This window comes from Azospirillum sp. OGB3, assembly GCF_014192915.1.
In the GTDB taxonomy this organism is placed as follows: domain Bacteria; phylum Pseudomonadota; class Alphaproteobacteria; order Azospirillales; family Azospirillaceae; genus Azospirillum.
The window spans coordinates 1-3,908 of record NZ_JACHYN010000051.1; the positions used below are offsets into that span (position 1 = coordinate 1).

6 protein-coding genes are annotated in these 3,908 nt (G+C 53.5%); 1 reads left to right on the plus strand and 5 read right to left on the minus strand.

All coding sequences use genetic code 11. From position 1 onward, the window contains the following. Positions 1-92: 92 nt before the first annotated feature. From FHW79_RS32090 to FHW79_RS32105, 4 genes are all read right to left on the minus strand, one after another. On the minus strand, positions 93-368 hold the full coding sequence (locus FHW79_RS32090; RefSeq protein WP_247884729.1) for a carboxymuconolactone decarboxylase family protein: 276 nt from the start codon (positions 366-368) through the stop codon (positions 93-95). A gap of 221 nt (positions 369-589) precedes the next feature. After that, complete coding sequence (locus FHW79_RS32095; protein ID WP_183182657.1) at positions 590-1,045, minus strand: hypothetical protein; 456 nt, start codon at positions 1,043-1,045, stop codon at positions 590-592. 337 nt (positions 1,046-1,382) lie between these two features. Continuing rightward, positions 1,383-2,501, minus strand: coding sequence for a hypothetical protein (locus FHW79_RS32100; protein WP_247884730.1), 1,119 nt, complete (start codon positions 2,499-2,501; stop codon positions 1,383-1,385). Between the two features lie 16 nt (positions 2,502-2,517). Then, the gene (locus tag FHW79_RS32105) at positions 2,518-3,132 is read right to left on the minus strand and encodes a recombinase family protein (protein WP_183182658.1); all 615 of its coding nucleotides are present in this window, start codon (positions 3,130-3,132) and stop codon (positions 2,518-2,520) included. 195 nt (positions 3,133-3,327) lie between these two features. Here FHW79_RS32105 and FHW79_RS32110 point away from each other — a divergent pair, with 195 nt between their 5' ends. Next, positions 3,328-3,624, plus strand: coding sequence for a hypothetical protein (locus FHW79_RS32110; protein ID WP_183182659.1), 297 nt, complete (start codon positions 3,328-3,330; stop codon positions 3,622-3,624). Between the two features lie 46 nt (positions 3,625-3,670). On the opposite strand, the gene FHW79_RS32115 is transcribed toward FHW79_RS32110, so the two are convergent. Next, on the minus strand, positions 3,671-3,908 hold a 238-nt coding region (locus FHW79_RS32115), incomplete at its 5' end, for a HigA family addiction module antitoxin (RefSeq protein ID WP_183182660.1).

Consider the following 3,908-nt stretch of genomic DNA (forward strand, 5'->3'; position numbering starts at 1 on the left):
CAACGTCCCGATGTTCTCGCCAGATAGTCCCATCCGCAACGGGTCTCCTTAGCTGCGGTCGTAAGCTGCTAGTGCTACCGGCAGAGCCTGAATCACGGCGTTGCCGCCGCGGGAAGACCCGCCAGCACGGCACTGACGACCTCATCACGCGTGGCGCCCAAACGCTTGGCGTCGGCGACATGGAAAGGCAGACCGCTCTCGAGACGGGCGGCGGCCAGAATTCCGATGTAGACGAGCACAGCGGTTTTGGCGTCCAGGGCGGAGGCCACTCCCAGCTTTTTCACCGCTTCGAGCCACGCCTGCTGGTGGGCCGGTGCTTCTTTCATGAACGTTTGGAAGGCATTGCTTACTTGTGGCGTGTCGGTCATCGGCTCATTCCGCTCTGGTCGTAGGCTCCTTTGGGATTCCTGCTGGTCAGTGCCCGCGACACAATGATCTAGATGTTTAGTCACTGGGTGTTTACTTGCCTACCATGACACCCCGGGGGCACTGCACGAAAGTGCGCAAATTGTCCGAGATATGAGAGCGCGGGATGTACGTGGACGCAGCCACGCTCCAGCACTCCTTTCTCGCCCTTTCGCGACAGCGCTCAGCACGTCTTGTCACCTTCTGCCCAGCGCTGGACCTGGGCAAAGTCAGCTTTCAGCCTTTGTCCTTCTACGCTGACTTCGCTGCCACGCGGCGTATTGCGGATCGTTAGATATCCGATTCTCAGGGGGCTGGTACTATCGATAACGAGATCCTTTGTATCGTCCGGTAGCTCCCGAATCTCCATCGGCCCCTGATCCAAGAAATCTTTCCGGCATACGGTGATCATGGTCTTAAGACGAAGAGCAATGAGGGTTGGCTCATCCGCCACCATGAACCATGGCGGTCTGGGATGGATAAGAGGCATTCCAGGATCTATTCGCGGTGGCTCTGCACAAGCGGACAGCGCTAAAGCTGTAAATACGGGAAGGGCCAGATGGAATTTTGAGCGTACATGTTTGGCAGCACCGACGACAAAATCAATCATTACACGCCCTTTCACGACACCGGCCAGCAAGGGACGGCTACCAGTTTCGGGCGAGGGTATTCAAACCCTACCCAGCGCTCTTGGCGCAATTCAGCCTGGACGACCATCCCGGCTTCGGTCGCTTCCATGACCGCCTTGTTGAAAGCCTCTGCCGCCTCACGAACAGCAGCCGACAACGGATGCTCTGTTTCCATTTTCGCCTTTTCGCGACAGCGCCAGGGCGGGCGAACTTACCGATTTCGCAACAGTGATCCTGCTGATCGCTGCCGAAGGGCTTTCCGAAAGATTGAGATCTTAACTCTCTAGTAGTCACTTGTTAAATGCCTTTCAGTATCCTTATTTCTTGAACATGCCAAGCAATATTTCGTTATTTTTTACTGTACCGATCTTTTTTCTCAATCAATCGCACGCAAGCATGAATTGTCGCTAAATAATAATAGAATATCCAACTGTACCATATTGGCTTATCGTAATCAGTTTGTTGCTTATCATCATGATGTCTGATACCAAATTTATTGGCAATTTCAAATAATGCTGCTTCATCTTTTTTCGCTAAAACCTCTTTTATTTTTGGTCTCAAATATTCTAGAACGTCAGCGAGATCTCTTACCGCATCTCGCCTATCTTCAATGGATGAACGGGAGCGGCGAAACTTTAGTTGCGCCGCGGTTACACGAGCAGCAACGTTATCCGGATCCACACTTGGTAAAGGTGCCTCGAAGAGACCATGAAGGCCAGAGTCGGCCAATATTAATACCTCACCATCGGTAGATAGTTCATAACCCTTATCATAAATATTAAGAATTTTATTAATTTTTTCCCTAAAGTCTTTTCTCCCTGGCTCACGATCAAAAGTTTGGCAATGCCATCCGCAATCACCGTAACTATGATACGTGCGCTCCACTGGCTTAGAGCAGTGATCATAAAGAAACTCTATTATGTCAAATAAATCATCTTCTGAATAACTATTAATATGATCAAACACAGGAAACAAATTCCTTTTTCTTACTTCAATTAATATTATTGACCCAACATCACGCCCTAATTTTCCAGGGACAAAATCTTCATCTACGCACTCAAACCCCAAATACTCCTGAAAATATCCCTCATATTCCATGTCAGAATAAAAACTCTTGAATATATCAAGTATAGACTTTAGATCTAGACCAGATGACATAGGGTTTCTGCCCGTTCTAACTGAATAATATGCCTTTGATTTAACGCTACTTGATGAAGTATTATCAAAATATGACGGAGCAACCGCTCTTATATCAATCCCTAATTCAATTGCTATTTTGACTAATTTCTCCACAGACACTCCTTGAAGAGCTGTTTTTGAGTAGACCCATTTGCTATTTACAGTCACATCTTTAGGATGATTGATTCCGTATTCCGACAAAAAGGTATTGATTTCAGAGTAGGTATATTTTGCCTGTAATTCGCGCCCAATTTTATCAATCAAGGCCATTTTCTCAGATACTAGCACTTCAATTTCCTCCCTCTCACGCCTTTAAAGTCCGTTTCCGTTGGAAATCGCGAAGTGCCCTATAGAGGGTGCCTCGGTGAACACCAAACTGGTCCGCAACCTGCTGGCCGGTGGTGGAAGGATCAGCCATGAGTACATCAGCCAGGGCCAATTGCTTATCGGTTAGCTTCGCCGGCCGACCACCGCGCCGCCCCTTCTCACGGGCGACCGCCATGCCGGCCTTGGTCCGCTCGCTGATCAGGTTCCTCTCGAACTCGGCCATGGCCGCGATCACAGTGTAGACCAACTTACCAGCCGCATTGCTGGTATCGATGTGCTCGGTAAGAGATCGCAGCCCCACCCCGGCCGCCTGAAGGCGGTCACCGATGGACAGCAACTCGGCTGTGCTGCGCGCCAGCCGGTCAAGGCGCCACACCACCAACACGTCACCCGGCCGGCATGCCTTCAAGGCGCCGGCCAGCCCCGGTCGATCCGACCGCAACCCACTGGCCTTGTCCGACCACACGTCATCGGGCCGCACCCCAGCGGCGGACAGGGCCGCCATCTGGAGATCCAACTTCTGGTCTTCGGTGGACACTCGCGCGTAGCCAATCTGGTGGGGCGCGGCGTCTATCTGTCGTGATTTCTCCATGCCCTTTCACGACAACATAACGCGACAAGTTTTGCAACGGCCCAATCCCGCATGCCGCGGTCAGCAACTACATGTCGCAAAAACGCCGGTTCCGGCACAGGTCGCCCAATGACGCGATGGCGACAACCCGCGCCAGCCAATGCTTCTACAAAGCTACGGCAACGGCTAAGCTACCACCCTAACGGGAGGCCCAGCATGCGCACCATCACCATTATCCTCGCTCTCGCCGTCTCCGTGGGGCTCGCCGCATGCGGCGACCTCGACGGCGGCCCACGCCTTGTCGGAGAAAGGGACGGCAAGGTCCTCTGGAATCTCTCAGGCGCCACCTGCAATCAGCCTGGGTGCATCGAGCGGGACGCCACCAAGTACGCCAACTACTTCTGCAAGGCCGACAGCGACAGCTCCGCCAGCATCATCAGCACCAAGGAAATCCCCGGCCCCCCTGGCACGCTGGCAACCCACTGGACCGCGCTCTACACCTGCACCAAGTAGAACGTCTGATTGCGGCACGCCGTCGCGATGGGGGCTCGTTTGCGCGTCAGGCCGCGTTGAGGGTAGGGATGGTGGCCAGTTCGTCCTCCAACTCGGTGGCGAGGCGGGCCAGATCATAGCGGGCCTGGAGGTTGACCCAAAGATCCGGCCCGTTGCCGCACAGCTTGCCCAGGCGCAGCGCCATAGCCGGGGTCACCGGCGCCTCTTCACGCAGGATGGCGTGCAGAGTCTGACGGGAGACCTTCAGCAGCTTGGCGACGTCAGACACCGGACGGTCGAGCGCC

Coding starts and splice junctions, on each gene's coding strand:
- FHW79_RS32090 (WP_247884729.1), bottom strand. CDS start 368: ATGACCGACACGCCACAAGTAAGCAATGCCTTCCAAACGTTCATGAAA.
- FHW79_RS32105 (WP_183182658.1), bottom strand. CDS start 3,132: ATGGAGAAATCACGACAGATAGACGCCGCGCCCCACCAGATTGGCTAC.
- FHW79_RS32110 (WP_183182659.1), top strand. CDS start 3,328: ATGCGCACCATCACCATTATCCTCGCTCTCGCCGTCTCCGTGGGGCTC.